A 13,982-nucleotide genomic window follows, 5' to 3' on the forward strand; every position below is an offset into this window, starting at 1 on the left:
AACCAACCGCTTCTCGCAGCGGCATGAACCGGCAGACGCTCCACTTAACGAGCACGCGGGTCTGTTCAAACAAACCGAGCCACCTCTGGTGGGCGCCTATCCTTATCAGACGGCGATCGGCCTTGTCACCGATGTCACCCGTCCTTCGGGGGCTGTGCTGACCTATACCTACGACAGTCTTTATTACTGCTCGAGCTACAAGCAGCTTTCCGATCGCTACGCCTGTCTTCAGCATTCCTACGCGTACCGTGCAGGTTCAGTGACCAGCAAGGGCGGTTACAGGTTGACGCTCCAATACGATCCGATCGACCCCGTCGATGAATTCAATGGGGACTCTCCCGATTTCAACACATGGGGTGCGAAGGTTGGCGTGACCATGAGCAACACCGCCATTGCCGGGGCCAGCACGCGCTCGCAAAGCTTCGCCAATACTTTTAGCGGCGCGACCAGCTATTTCACGATCACGGATGCGATGGGCCGTGCCACGAAATACCGTTTCGCCGCCACAGCTTTTGGCATCACCCGCCCCGGTGAGGTCAGCGAGGATTTTACTGCCAACTCGGACGGGTCTGGCCGGATTTCCACCGTCACCAACGCTGCCGGTTCGACAACTTATGCCTATTCGGATGCGAGCGGCATACGGACCACGACGGTCACCGATCCGCTTGGGCATGCGAGCGTTTATACCTTCGACATAGCCTCGCAGCGCATGACGTCGATGACCAACGCGCTCACCAAAACATGGACGTGGCAATATGATACAAGCGGCCGCGTAACCGATGCCATTCAGCCGGAGGGCAATAAAACTCACTACACCTATGACGTACGCGGCAACATCACCGAGACGCGTCAAGTTGCGAAAACGCCGGGAACGCCCCCTGACATCGTGACGACGGCGAATTATCCGGCGAGTTGTACCACAGCCGCAACTTGCAACAGCCCTGTCTGGACCAAAGACGCCAACGGCAATCAGACCGATTATACCTATGATACGACCACCGGCAGCATACTGACCGTCACAGCGCCGTCCGCGACAGTCGGCGGGACCCTCAGGCTAAAAACCACTCTGAGCTACTCGACTATTGGCGGGGTCCAGTTGCTGGCCGGCTCTTCGATCTGCCAGACAACGGCGTCGTGTGCCGGAACGGCCGATGAAGTGAAGACGGCGATCGGTTACAATTCCAACCTATTGCCGACGTCGATCAGCAAGGGGGCGGGCGATGGTTCGCTAACCGCGACGACGACCACCAGCTACGACGATGTCGGTAACGTGCTGACCGTGGATGGTCCGCTGGCCGGGACCGCCGATACGACCACCTATCGTTATGACGCGGGCCGGCAGATGACCGGTGCGATCGGTGCCGACCCCGACGGAGCGGGGGTGCGCAAGCGGCTTGCGGCGCGGATGACCTATGATCCCAAGGGCAGGGTGACGCTTGCCGAATCGGGCAATGTCAACGGCACGACCGACAGCGACTGGACGACGTTCGTGCCGGCGCAGTCGGTCGCTACCACCTATGACGGTATCGATCGCAAGCTGACCGAGACGCTCAAGGCCGGCGCTACGTCCTATTCACTGACGCAGAAAAGCTACGACCATCATCGGCTCGATTGCACCGCCGTTCGAATGAATCCGGCGACCTGGGGTTCGCTCTCCAGCGACGCCTGTACCGCAGCTACCACGGGCGGTAACGGTCCCGACCGTATCACCAAATATAACTACGACATCGTCGATCGGGCGACCAAGGTCCAGACCGCCTTTGGCGTGACCGGCACCCAAGCGGACGAGGTGACGGGCAGCTATACCATCAACGGCCAGGTCGCGTCGTTGACCGATGCCGAGGGCAACAAGACGACTTATGAATATGACGGCGTCGATCGCTTGTCGAAGACGCGCTATCCGATCACGACTGTGGGATCCGGCACAAGTTCGACGACCGATTACGAACAACTCGTTTACGACGCGGGTAGCAATGTGACGAGCCGCCGGCTCCGCGGTTATGCCAGCGACAGCACCCGGCACATCGACTTGACCTATGATAATCTTGGCCGGCCTATCGCGAAGGACTTGCCATCGCCGGAAGCCGACATCGTCTATAGCTATGATTTGCTGGGGCGGCCGACAGGGATCGGCTCCAGCGCGCAGACTTTGTACTTCACCTACGATGCGCTGGGCCGCAATCTCACGCAATCCGGGCCGATCGGGACGGTGACATCGCAATATGACCTCGCGGGTCGGCGCACGCAACTGACCTGGCCGGACAGCTTCTATGTCACTTATGACAATGATGTGACCGGCAATGTGACGGCGATCCGTGAATATGGCGCTGCCAGCGGTGCGGGGGTGCTGGCAACCTATGTCTATGACGATCTGGGGCGGAGGCTGAGCATAACGAGGGGCAACGGGACCAGCACGACCTATGCGTTTGATCCCGTCTCACGACTGTCGCAACTCACGCACAACATGGTGTTCACTGCAAGCAACCTAACGCTTGGGTTCAGTTATAATCCGGCGAGCCAGATATCGGGCGTGACACGGTCAAACGATAGTTATGCTTGGACCGGTGCAGCCAATGTCGATCGCGTCTATACGGTCAATGGGTTGAATCAGGCGACTCTATCGGGGAGCGTGTCGCTGGGTTATGATGCGCGCGGCAATCTGACCAGCTCGGGTACGACGACATATGCCTATACGTCGGAAAATTTGCTGCAGTCCTCGGGGGCCAATGTGCTCAAATACGATCCGGTAATGCGGTTGTTCGAGATTAACAGCACAACCCGATTCGGGTATGACGGGCAGGATATGATTGGCGAGTGGAATCCTGTGAGCGGGGCACTGCTGAAGCGTTTCGTCCACGGCCCGGGCGACGAAGCGCCGGTGACGACTTACGGTGCCTCTGGCAATCGGACCTGGCTCCACACTGACGAGCGGGGCAGCATGATTGCCTTTACCACCGAAACTGGTGCTGGAAGTTTCAACAAATACGACGAATATGGCATTCCTGGCACGGGGAATACTGGTCGATACCAGTATACCGGACAGACGTGGCTATCTGAGATCGGATTGTATTATTACAAGGCGCGGATGTACTCGGCGACGCTGGGGCGGTTCATGCAGACCGATCCGATCGGCTATGGCGATGGCATGAATTGGTATAATTATGTCGGCAGCGATCCGGTGAACTTCGTGGATCCATTTGGGTTGAAACAATGCGCAGATGGTCAGAGCATCTGGGACTCTGAGAGCTGTGATGATAATGGGCACGGCGGCGATGCGCCTGATATCGTCGTGGGCAGTGGTGGCAGCACCTCCGGCCCAATTGGAGGAGTTGGCCCTTCCGGCAACGTCGGTGGCGGTGGCGGTGCAGATGCTACGCCGCAAGATAAGCAGTCTGTTAAGGATTGCGGCTTCGTGCCGCCGTCTCCACCGGGCGTGAGCGTCGATAAGAACATCAACATTGCCCTTTATAGGAAAGCTAATCAGTCCTTCCTCTATCACGTAAGTGCCATGTATGAGGAGTTTCGCACAGGTGGAGCGATGGATTACAAGAAGGATTACGGCGGCAACAGCTACGTCGATTTCGGGAACTTCAACTATGGTGCATACTCGATAGCCGCGGGAATAAGTCGAATGAATACGGTGACGAATGCTGAAGCATATAGTTTGTATAGTCGCCACGCGTTTGATCAGCCTAGGGACAGAAATATGATAGATGCAGGGATCAAGTATGCTCAGTGCAGGCTATCGCAATGATGAAGCACCACGTGTTGGCTGCGATAGCTCTGCTACCGACGTTTGGCTGTTCGCGGCCAGTTAGCCAGGAGTGCATTGTGGGGCCCAAATTTTCAGTGTCCCTGATTAGCAGTAAAGCATCTGCTTTGGATGGTTATGACTATCAGGTGTGTTCTTTAGAAAAAGAGAGTTGTTCCAAATATAATAACCTGACCGCTCTACGGCCGGAGAGTCTTGAAGTGCATATATCTGGAGATGATATTCTGGTGACTCAACAAGGTGGTAGTGTTGGGTCGTTTACCTCCGATCCAATTGGCATGTCAGACTCGAACTATCGCAACTCGCATCATATGTTTTTTCAGTTTAGCAACCGGAAGGCGAGTTGGAGTGGGGTAAGAGCTTTCGTGAATTCCAACAGAGTTGCTCTGACGGCATGCCCGACCTAGATGGTTACGTGCCGCAAAATGATAAGACAAAATACCTCACCAATTTACAATGTTTGCCAGCTCAAGACTTTTTGCGAACGCAAGGAGAACTGACTTCGGAGGTTGGTGGTGCCGTCACCGCTGTTGGCTTAACTGGCCAGACGGTATCGGCTGTCGTCGGGGTGGGGGGAGCCCTTACGGGTAACCTTGCCGCAGCCTTCGTCGGAACTGTTGGTGAAGGCGTATCGACGGCAATATCGGGTTTTGGAAGCAGCCTGTCGTTAATAGGAGCGGCGGAGCAGTTTGTTGGAGGAAGCTCAACCAAGTTGATATTTCGCCAAGTGAATAACGCTATCGTTAATCGGCTTCCACTTCCATCATTGGCTAAAGGATATCTTAAACAAGGATTGAAAAAAGTTGAGTCCTATGTTCCAGATGTAAGGCTTTGCAGATGAGTAAGCTGGATATTTACAAATTACCGTTCAGGGTTGGACTGGTTTTGACCTTGATTGCCGTAATGATATCAGTATTTTTTCCGACAGACCGACTGTTATTGATAACTGGATTATCGTTCTCAATCGGTATTTGTTGCCTAATGATCGGTGCGGTAGTGTCTTGGTTTAGAAAGGCAAGATAAAGCAGTGGTTCCCCCTACGGGTTAAGCCATCGTCTGCACGTCGATAACGGGGACGCTATACCACGTCAGTCACAACGATCACGCAGCGTCTAGCCGATCGCGATCCCCACGCCCCTGACGGGTGCGGGGATGGCGATTGTCGCCACCTTCCCCTGCGCCATCGTCTCGTCGATCGCGCCGACCTTGGCCCCGTCGCGGCCTTCGATGGCATCGACCAGTGCGAGGCGATCGTCGGTATAGATGGCGGCGAACGTCTTCGCGCGCGACACGGCGACATAGGCGATGCGGGCATCGACGTTGGAGCGGAACGACTCCAGGTGGGCCATGACGCGGTCGCTGGTCGCCCCTTGCGCGGCATGGATGGTCTGGACCCAGCCCGGTCGGATGTGGCGGTCGGCGACGCGGGCCATATCGAGGGTCTGCCGCTTGCCGGTCCTGGTGGCGACGACGAGCAAACCCTCGTCGGGGTTGATCGCGACGACCTCGGCGGTGCGGCCGTTGACCCGCTTGGCGCTGTGGTTGTTGCGGGTGAACTGGACGCGGTCGCCGGTGCGGAACTCCTGTTCGACCTCGGTATAGGCCTCGGCCTGATCCGCGCCTGACTGGCCGGGGTTCCAGATGATCGCCTGGCGGTGTCAATGTTGAAGTGCAACATTTCCGGTAGCGGTTGGTCGGTTCGCGAGAAGATTGTGATAGACTTCGTAGGGTGTCTGGAAGTCGAGGATTTTGCGGGGTCTTGAGTTGAGGCGATAAGCGATGTCGTCGAGGTCGGCCTGTGAGAAGGGCGACAGGTCCGTTCCCTTGGGCAGATATTGGCGGATGAGGCCGTTCATGTTCTCGTTGCTGGCGCGTTGCCATGGGCTGCGGGGATCAGCGAAGTAGATTTTGACGCCGGTGTTTTGAGTGAGTTCGGCGTGGCGGGCCATTTCGGTTCCGCGATCATAGGTCATGGTCTTGCGCATGGGTTCGGGCATTTGGCGGAACAGGCTTTCGAAGCCATCCCGGGCTGCGGCTGCATCAAGGCCTTCCATGCGGGCGATCATGACAAGACGGCTGGTGCGTTCGACGAGCGTGCCGACGGCGGATCGAGTTACGGTGACAGTCCACTAATTGTCACCAGCCTTCAGGCAGTGTATAGTGCGCTATGGCCAGACTCGCACGCGCCGTTTTCCCAGAACACCCACATCACGTGACCCAGCGTGGCAATGGCCGCGCACGGACGTTCTTCAACGACACCGATTATGAGTTCTACCGCACGCTTCTCACCGAGCAGTGCGCGGCGGCAGGGGTCGAGATCTGGTCCTGGGTGCTCATGCCCAATCATGTCCACCTGATCCTGGTGCCTGGCGACGAGGACGGGCTGCGGCGAGCGCTTTCGGTCGTCCATGCGCGCTACGCTGGCCATATCCATGCGCGGCTCAAGCGGACCGGGCATTTCTGGCAGGGGCGGTTCGGTTGCGTGGCGATGGACGAAGCATATCTCGGCGCGGCGTTGCGCTATGTCGCGCTCAACCCGGTGCGTGCTAGGCTTGTCGATCGCGCGGCGGACTGGCCATGGTCGAGCACGCGCGCATTGCTTGGCGTGGCCGGCGATGGAACCACGACGCTTGAGCCGGTGCTCGCTCGCTATCCCGATTTTGCCGGGCTGATTGCGGCGGGGGAGGAAGAGGAAGCCTGGACAAGGCTGAGGCGGGCCGAAACGATCGGGCGTCCGGTCGGCGACCGGGATTTTCTTGCGCGGCTGGAGCATGTTAGCGGTCGGCAATTGATGCCCAAGCGGCGCGGCCCAAAGCTGAAGGATGAGAAAAGTGGACTGTCACCGTAATTCCGGCGATGGAACCACGACGCTTGAGCCGGTGCTCGCTCGCTATCCCGATTTTGCCGGGCTGATTGCGGCGGGGGAGGAAGAGGAAGCCTGGACAAGGCTGAGGCGGGCCGAAACGATCGGGCGTCCGGTCGGCGACCGGGATTTTCTTGCGCGGCTGGAGCATGTTAGCGGTCGGTAATTGATGCCCAAGCGGCGCGGCCCAAAGCTGAAGGATGAGAAAAGTGGACTGTCACCGTAATTCTTGCCTTGGGCTATCGGCGGTGTCAGCTTCGTGGCTGGACGGGTTGGCACCTACTTTGAAGGTAAAGCTCAGGGCTACATTAATGGTATAAATGCACGTCTCAAAGAAATTCAAGCTCGGGGCGATGGAACATGTCCGTTATCAATAAAATAACTGATGGAGTTGGTCATGTTAAGGAAGTTATCTGGCTTACGTCTATTTGTAGTAATAATTCTTGTAATGGCGGTGGCTTATTTTGTAACATTTAACCCAGATCATTTATCAAGTGATTTAAGTATTTTTATAGGATTTTTTATCGCCGGGGTAATTATTTCTGGCATATACTACTTAGCTAAATCACGTGAACGGGACTGACTCGCGATTCTCGGAGGCGTGCGCGGATTGTAGAATGTGTGTCCAGCTTCCACCCTAGAGTTGAGCTCTATTATATCGGGTTTCGATAAAGGATTACTTAAAGCATTAGCATGGATAGATAGTTTTTTATTTGCGCTATCGTAAATTTAGATCCGCGCGCCTCACAGAAAATGCATATGAACAACAGTTTTCAATTATAGAAGACAGCTCACGCAGGTAGGGGCTCCAGTCACCCGACTGGGAGAGCTGCGTCGCCGCTTGTGCTACTCGTGCGACGTGCAAGGTGAAGCCCGCACCCAGTCCCAGGCACGGAGAGCGTAATATGCCCTGCCGAGCAAGCGCCCCGTAAAGAACGGATCGCGCAAATCTGCCGTTTCCATCCAGGAAAGGATGGGCGAAAATCATTATCGTATAGCAGAGTATTCCTTCGGTGATCGGGCCGTAGCCTCTCGATCTGACGTCAATGATCTTGTTTATCCAGGATTGAGATGGATCATAATCCTCGAAAATAGTCTTATTATTCTTGTCGTCAAATGACCGCATGCCCTCTGTTCTGAGCGATATATCCTTGCCGCATAAGAGGGAAACAAAAAACAAAGAAGATTCGGCTGTAAAATCAAAGTTTCTCAAGATATTCCAGTAGCCTGATAGTACGGGTTCTTGCATTCTGCGATTGAACACCTTCCTGTTTGGAGGGGATTTCCTCTCTAGTTCAAGATGGTATTGGACTTTCTGGTCCATGCCGAAGCAACTGGATGGATAAGGGAACATCCCATCTACGTTTTTCAGTAATCCAATTAACTTTGATGAATCCTGAGCGGAATCCGGAAAATTCTTTGGAAGGGAGTGTTTATACTCTGGCATGACTGTTATGTCCTCATTGGCGTTGTACGCCGTCTGATCGGACGCGCTCATTACCCGTCCCGCAACCCCACGCCAATACTCGCCCGCACCTGATCCGCTTCGTTGCTGACCACCGGATAGGCGCAGTAATCCGCCGCATAATAGGCGCTCGGCCGGTGGTTGCCCGACCAGCCGATGCCGCCGAACGGCGCGCCCGAGCTCGCGCCGTTGGTCGGTTTGTTCCAGTTGACGATGCCGGCGCGGGCATTGGCCCAGAAACGGTCGTAGAGCGCCGGATTCTGGCTGATCAGCGAGGCCGACAGGCCGTAGCGCGTGTTGTTCGCCTCGGCGATCGCTTCGTCGAAGGTCCTGGCGCGGATCACTTGCAGGATCGGCCCGAACAATTCGATGTCCGGACGGTCCTTCATCTCGGTCGTGTCGATCAGTCCGGGGGTGAGGAACGGGCGGCCCTCGATCAGGCGTTCGGGGTGGCGGATCGGGCGGCCGCCGCGCATCATCAGCTCGAGGAAACTCTCGGTCAGCATGTCGGCGGAATCATTGTCGATCACGCAGCCCATGAACGGGGCGGGGGTCGCATGCGGTTCGCCGACGATCAGCTTGCCGGTCAGCTTGTTCACTTGCTCGACCACCGCGTCATAAACGCGATCGTCGACGATCAGGCGGCGCGCGGCGGTGCAGCGCTGACCGGCGGTGGTGAAGGCGGACTGCACGATCAGCGCCGCGGTCGAATGAAGGTCGGGCGATTCCCACACGATGATCGGGTTGTTGCCGCCCATTTCCAGCGCAAGGATCTTTTCCGGCCGGTTGGCAAAGGCGCGGTTGAGCGCGATGCCGGTGCGCGCGGAGCCGGTGAACAACAGGCCGTCGATATCCGGGTGCGCGGCGAGTGCTTTCCCTTCCTCCGGCCCGCCGATCACGACGCGGATGCATCCTTCCGGAATGCCCGCGGCGTGGAAGCAATCGACCAGGAAGGCGCCGCTCGCCGGGGTCTTTTCCGACGGCTTGAACACCACCGCGTTGCCGGCGAGCAGCGCGGGCACGATATGCCCGTTGGGCAAATGCGCGGGGAAATTATACGGGCCGAGCACCGCGAGCACGCCGTGCGGTTTGTGGCGCACCGCCATGCGGCTGCCCATCGGCGCGTCTATGCGGCGCTGCGCGGTGCGTTCGGCATAGGCGCTGACCGAGATATTGACCTTGGCGATGACGGATTCGACTTCGTTGCGCGCTTCCCAGAGCGGCTTGCCGGTCTCCCGCGCGATCAGGTCGCCAAAGGCATCGGCCCGGGCGCGCACGACATTGCCGAAGCGGCGTAGCGCCTCGATCCGATAGGCTAGTGGTTGCGCGGCCCAGGCGGCCCAGCTGGAGCGGGCCAGCGCGACTTCGGCATCGACATCGCCAATCTCCCGCCGCCACAGGATCGCGCCGGTCGCCGGTTCGGTGGAGATGATTTCGGTGCCCGCCATTATGGGTGCTTTGCCTTAGTTTTTCGGGGGAATCCACTGGCGTTGCGATCCTCCCCGGCACGGGGAGGGGGACCATTTGCTTCTTCAGCAAATGGTGGAGGGGGTGAGCCAGGAACGTGACGCTGCTTTGCACGCTCCCTCCACCACGCGCTAAGAAGCGCGCGGTTCCCTCTCCCCGTGCCGGGGAGGATTAAGAAAGCGCTTCACCCATCTCGCGGATCGCGGCGACCTTGGCGTTCAGCGGTGCCCAATCGTCGCGCTGGTCGATCGCGCTCCAGATCGCCTCGACCTCATCGATCAGCATCGAACAGGGCGCGTCGCCCTGCCAATAGCGGTGCGATCGATCCGACCTTGGTCGGTAACCCGCCAGAATCGCGCGCGCGTCGTCGAATGCCGGGCCATAACTCTCCGGCACCCGTCCGCCGAACGCGTCGAAGAAAAACCGGTCGATCGATGCATCCGCGCCGCGCAGGCCGTGTTCGACCGCCTGCACCACCGCGCGGTCGCTTTCGGGATCGCGCGGGCGCAGGCCGAGCCGCCAGAGGATCGCGCCGGACACCGCCGGCTGATAAAGCTCACCGAATGTGTCGAGCACCGCGATCAGCGGCGCCGCCTCACTCACCGCGCGCAAGGCGATGGCAAGCTGCGTCGCGTCCCAATGGATCGCCTCGGGCTGGCGGCCAAAGGCGTAGAGCCCGGCATGATCGAAATAGGCGGCGGTGAAGGCCGGGTCCCAGGTCGGCGCGAACCGCCACGGACCGTAATCGAAGCTCTCTGCGGTGACGTTGATATTGTCGCTGTTGAGCACGCCGTGGACGAAGCCCGCCGCCATATAACTCGCGGCGAGTTTCGCAGTGCCCTGAACGACATGGGTGAGCAGGCGGACTGCGCCCTCTTCAACGGTACCGTCGCCGGCGTCTTCGTTGAAATAATGACGCAGAACATAAGCGATCAGCCGCTGCATGTCCTCGGCATCCCGGTTGTAGGCGAGGCGCTGAAAGGTGCCGATGCGGATATGGCCATGGCTGAGCCGGACCATCACCGCGGAGCGCGTGGGGGAGGGTTCGTCGCCGCGCTCCAGCGCCTCGCCGGTCTCGATCAGGGAGAAGGTGCGCGATGTCTCGACACCAAGCGCCTCGAGCATTTCGGTGGCGAGGATTTCGCGCATGCCGCCCTTGAGAGTCAGACGACCGTCGCCAAAGCGGCTCCACGGCGTCTGCCCGCTGCCTTTGGTGGCGAGATCCATCAGCCGGCCGCGATCGTCGCGAGCTTGCGCGAACAGGAAACCGCGCCCGTCGCCGATGTCCGGGTTGTACACGCGGAATTGATGACCGTGGTAACGCAGCGCGAGCGGCTGATCGAGGCTGCCCCTGAGCGGCTCGAACCGGCCGAAATGTGCGCGCCATTGATCGTCGGTCAGGTGGTCGAGCCCGACCTCAGCCGCTGCGCGATCATTGCGGAACCGTAGTCGTGTCTTGGGGAAGTCCGCCGCCGCGACGGGATCGTAGAACGCTTCCCCCAATTCCAGGATCGCGCGTTCGGGTCGATATGCTTGCGGGGATGCTGCCATGCAGCGATATGGTGGTTCCGAACCGCAGGACGCAACCATGACCGCTTATGAAAATCGATATTGGTGGTCCAACGACGGGATAAGGCTGCATTATCGCGATTATCCGGCGCGTGAGGGGCGCGAAGACCGCCCGCCGATCCTGTGCTTGCCCGGACTGACGCGCAACGGACGCGATTATGCCAATCTGGCGGAACATCTTGCGGGCGAATGGCGCGTGATCACCGTCGACCTGCGCGGGCGCGGCGAGAGCGGCTATGCCAAGGACCCGATGACTTATGTCCCGCTGACCTATGTGCAGGATGTGGAGGCGTTGCTTGGCGAACTGGGGGTCGATCGCTTCATCGCCTTCGGCACGTCGCTCGGCGGGATCGTTACCCTGTTGATGGCCGGGCTGCTCGCCGGCACCGCGCGGGAGAAGGTCGCGGCGGTGCTGCTTAACGATGTCGGGCCGGAAATCGACACGGCGGGGCTGTCGCGGATCCGCAATTATGTCGGCAAGTCGCAGACCTGGCCGACCTGGATGCATGCCGCGCGCGCGGTCGCCGACGGCAATGGCGACGTCTATCCCGATTACGACATCGAGGACTGGCTGGCGATGGCGAAGCGGCTCTACCGGCTCAACAGCACGGGCCGGATCGTGCTCGATTACGATATGAAGATCGCCGAACCGTTCCGCGTGCCGGGCAATGAAGCGGGGCCGGACATGTGGCTCGCGCTGAACCAGCTGCGGGGCGTGCCGGCGCTGATCGTGCGCGGCGAACGGTCCGACGTGTTCGCCGCGAAGACCGCGACGCGCATGGCGGAGGTGCTGGAGGGCGCCGAACTGGTCACCGTGCCGGGGACCGGGCATGCACCGACGCTCGACGAGCCCGAAGTGCGGTCGGCGATCGACCGGTTGCTTGGCCGGACGGCGATGGAACCGTCGCGAGTCTGAACGCTTGTCCTCCCGACACCCTCCGGGAGAATTGCATGACCGACATTGCCGACGCCCATACCGCCGTGACTGCGCTCAAGAACAAGCGCGTCATCGTCACCGGCGGCACCACCGGGATCGGCCGGGCGATCGCCGTGCTGCTCGCATCAGAAGGCGCGCGGGTGCATATCTGCGGCCGGACGCCAGAGCATCTCGAGGATGCGCTGAAACGGATCAACGAGGTCGGTGAGGGATCGGGCACGGCGATCGACCTGGCTCAGCCGGACAATGTCACGCGCTATTTCGCCGATGCGGTGAGCTGGCTCGGCGGGCTCGATGTGGCGGTGATCAACGCCGCGGTACCGGCCGCCGCGCTGTCGGAAACTACGGTGCAGGATTTGCGCTATCAGATCGCGACCGACTTCACCGCCTATCTGCTCAGCGCACATGCCGCGGTCGACCGCTTTGGCGGGCCGGGCGACATCATCCTGACCGGATCGATGTCCGCGCACGTACTTGGGCCGGGATCGACCATCTATGCCGGCATGAAAGCGGGCATTGCCGGGTTCGCCGAGGCATTGCGCCGTGAACTGGGCGACAAGGATATCCGCGTCAGCCTGATCGAGCCAGGCAAGACTCAGGCCGATTTCCACTATCCCGATATCGATGCCGAGGAGCAGAAGAAGATGGTGCGCGCGGAAACCATGCTGCGGTCGGAGGATATCGCGGTCGCGGTGCATTTCGCGCTGACCCAGCCGCGCCGCACGGTGGTGCAGCAGATGACCGTTGTACCGAAACGGAGCGAAGGCGAATGAGTTTCGCCCCTCCAGTCTTTGATGGCCTGGTCTTCGATCCGCGCGATGTCGATCTGTCGCGCTCGCCGCTGGCGGGGAAAGTGGATGCGGAGACCTATGTGCTCGGCGCGTTCAACCCGGGCATGACGCGACTGCCCAACGGCAATCTGCTGCTGATGGTGCGTGTGGCGGAGGCATTGCGCGCGCCGATCCGGGGCGAGCATATTCGCGCCATCCGCTGGCAGGACGGCGCTTATTCGCTCGACCAATGGCCACTGACCTTCGTCGACACCTCCGATCCGCGCAAATTCATGATGCGCGAGGCGGGGTGGAAAGTGATGGCGCTGACTTCGCTCTCCTGGCTGTTGCCGGTCGAGTTGTCGGCCGACGGCACCCGGGTCGAGACGGTGCATTACGACCGCGCGGTCGCGCCGCGCGCGCCGTACCAATGCTATGGCGTGGAGGATGCGCGGATCAGCAAGGTCGGCGACCGCTGGCTGATGACGACCTGTTCGGTCAGCCCGGAACGGCATTCGACCACGCTGTACACCTCGGACAATGCGCTCGACTGGCAACTCGAAGGTATCGTGCTCGATCATCAGAACAAGGACATGCTGATCTTCGAAGGGCTGGTCGGTGGCAAATACTGGGCGCAGACCCGGCCGCTCGGCGATCTCTATTTCGCCTATCCGCCGGGCAGCGAATGGCGCGCGGGGCCGTCGATCAACCTCGCCACGTCACCCGACGCGCTGCACTGGAAACCGCATGACAAGCCCGGCATCCGTCCGCATGCGGCGACCATGGCGACCGCGCGGATGGGCGGCGGGGCGCCGCCGCTACTGACCGCTAAGGGCTGGCTGACCTTGTGGCACGGGGTCGAGCCGATGGGCCTGGTCGGTATCTACCGCACATACTGGTCGTTGCTCGATCGCGACGATCCGAGCGTGGTGTTGCGCACCAGTCATGACGCGCTGATCGAACCCAAGGCGACGCTGACCGATCCGATCAGGGATCTGATGTATCTCGAAAACGTCGTGTTCACGACGGGGATTGTGGATGCCGGCGATCATTATGTCGTGGCGAGCGGCGAGGCTGACCTCGCGTGCCGTATCACGCATGTGGCGAAGAATGTGTTCGGCTAGTCGGCGTTAATCCGG

12 protein-coding genes and 1 pseudogene are annotated in these 13,982 nt (G+C 59.7%); 8 read left to right on the plus strand and 5 right to left on the minus strand.

The features are described 5' to 3' along the window. The first annotated feature begins 88 nt into the window (after positions 1-88). The gene (locus ACVWZA_RS21445; protein ID WP_457313479.1) at positions 89-3,754 is read left to right on the plus strand and encodes an RHS repeat-associated core domain-containing protein; all 3,666 of its coding nucleotides are present in this window, start codon (positions 89-91) and stop codon (positions 3,752-3,754) included. A gap of 412 nt (positions 3,755-4,166) precedes the next feature. Continuing rightward, a complete protein-coding gene (locus tag ACVWZA_RS21450; RefSeq protein ID WP_457313480.1) occupies positions 4,167-4,613 on the plus strand; it encodes a hypothetical protein in 447 nt (148 codons plus the stop codon). A gap of 271 nt (positions 4,614-4,884) precedes the next feature. Here the strand turns inward: ACVWZA_RS21450 and ACVWZA_RS21455 are convergent, their stop codons facing one another. Further along, positions 4,885-5,121: a hypothetical protein gene (locus ACVWZA_RS21455; RefSeq protein WP_457313481.1), complete on the minus strand. Its 237-nt coding sequence runs from the start codon at positions 5,119-5,121 to the stop codon at positions 4,885-4,887. Between ACVWZA_RS21455 and ACVWZA_RS21460 the strand changes: the two genes are divergently transcribed. Beyond that, the gene (locus ACVWZA_RS21460) at positions 5,113-5,397 is read left to right on the plus strand and encodes a hypothetical protein (RefSeq protein ID WP_457313482.1); all 285 of its coding nucleotides are present in this window, start codon (positions 5,113-5,115) and stop codon (positions 5,395-5,397) included. The genes ACVWZA_RS21455 and ACVWZA_RS21460 overlap by 9 nt on opposite strands. 33 nt (positions 5,398-5,430) lie before the next feature. Here ACVWZA_RS21460 and ACVWZA_RS21465 read toward each other — a convergent pair. Beyond that, positions 5,431-5,880: pseudogene (locus ACVWZA_RS21465) on the minus strand (IS30 family transposase); the annotation flags it as partial. Between the two features lie 104 nt (positions 5,881-5,984). Between ACVWZA_RS21465 and ACVWZA_RS21470 the strand changes: the two are divergent. Then, a complete protein-coding gene (locus ACVWZA_RS21470; protein WP_457313483.1) occupies positions 5,985-6,620 on the plus strand; it encodes a transposase in 636 nt (211 codons plus the stop codon). Beyond that, positions 6,604-6,801 carry a hypothetical protein gene (locus tag ACVWZA_RS21475; RefSeq protein ID WP_457313484.1) on the plus strand — a complete coding sequence of 66 codons (198 nt, stop codon included), beginning with the start codon at positions 6,604-6,606 and terminating at the stop codon, positions 6,799-6,801. The genes ACVWZA_RS21470 and ACVWZA_RS21475 overlap by 17 nt, the downstream gene beginning before the upstream one ends. Positions 6,802-7,353: 552 nt before the next feature. Here ACVWZA_RS21475 and ACVWZA_RS21480 read toward each other — a convergent pair. The 3 genes from ACVWZA_RS21480 to ACVWZA_RS21490 all read right to left on the minus strand — a co-directional run bounded on the left by ACVWZA_RS21480 (position 7,354) and on the right by ACVWZA_RS21490 (position 11,118). After that, positions 7,354-8,133, minus strand: coding sequence for a hypothetical protein (locus ACVWZA_RS21480; protein WP_457313485.1), 780 nt, complete (start codon positions 8,131-8,133; stop codon positions 7,354-7,356). After that, positions 8,133-9,548 (minus strand): succinylglutamate-semialdehyde dehydrogenase, encoded by a 1,416-nt coding sequence (astD, locus tag ACVWZA_RS21485; RefSeq protein WP_457313486.1) that lies wholly within the window; start codon positions 9,546-9,548, stop codon positions 8,133-8,135. The genes ACVWZA_RS21480 and astD overlap by 1 nt, the downstream gene beginning before the upstream one ends. Before the next feature lie 190 nt (positions 9,549-9,738). Continuing rightward, positions 9,739-11,118 carry a protein adenylyltransferase SelO family protein gene (locus ACVWZA_RS21490; RefSeq protein WP_457313487.1) on the minus strand — a complete coding sequence of 460 codons (1,380 nt, stop codon included), beginning with the start codon at positions 11,116-11,118 and terminating at the stop codon, positions 9,739-9,741. A 37-nt stretch (positions 11,119-11,155) separates the two neighbouring features. On the opposite strand from ACVWZA_RS21490, the gene ACVWZA_RS21495 reads away from it, so the two are divergent. Genes ACVWZA_RS21495 through ACVWZA_RS21505 form a run of 3 tightly spaced genes read left to right on the plus strand, consistent with a single transcriptional unit; the run spans position 11,156 to position 13,967 of the window. Beyond that, on the plus strand, positions 11,156-12,052 hold the full coding sequence (locus tag ACVWZA_RS21495; protein WP_457313488.1) for an alpha/beta fold hydrolase: 897 nt from the start codon (positions 11,156-11,158) through the stop codon (positions 12,050-12,052). A 35-nt stretch (positions 12,053-12,087) separates the two neighbouring features. Next, positions 12,088-12,846 (plus strand): SDR family oxidoreductase, encoded by a 759-nt coding sequence (locus ACVWZA_RS21500; RefSeq protein WP_457313489.1) that lies wholly within the window; start codon positions 12,088-12,090, stop codon positions 12,844-12,846. Then, entirely contained in the window at positions 12,843-13,967 is a 1,125-nt protein-coding gene (locus ACVWZA_RS21505) for a glycoside hydrolase family 130 protein (RefSeq protein ID WP_457313490.1), read from the plus strand. Before ACVWZA_RS21500 ends, ACVWZA_RS21505 begins: the two co-directional genes overlap by 4 nt. The last annotated feature ends 15 nt before the right edge of the window (positions 13,968-13,982 follow it).

Source organism: Sphingomonas sp. UYAg733, from assembly GCF_054057355.1.